1 rRNA gene is annotated in these 204 nt (G+C 55.9%); it reads left to right on the forward strand.

The window, feature by feature from the left end:
* Positions 1–21 precede the first annotated feature (21 nt).
* Positions 22–204: ribosomal RNA gene (locus ACFPYJ_RS22920) — 16S ribosomal RNA — on the forward strand; the annotation flags it as partial.

Raw genomic sequence — 204 nt, forward strand, 5'->3', positions numbered from 1 at the left:
GCTCCCGATTAGGTTAGCGGCGGACGGGTGAGTAACACGTAGGCAACCTGCCTGCAAGATCGGGATAACATTCGGAAACGAATGCTAATACCGGATACGCAGTTTGATCGCATGATCGGGCTGAGAAAGGCGGAGTAATCTGCCGCTTGCAGATGGGCCTGCGGCGCATTAGCTAGTTGGTGGGGTAACGGCTCACCAAGGCGA

The sequence above is a fragment of the Paenibacillus solisilvae genome (assembly GCF_042656405.1).
Classification (GTDB): domain Bacteria; phylum Bacillota; class Bacilli; order Paenibacillales; family Paenibacillaceae; genus Paenibacillus_Z; species Paenibacillus_Z solisilvae.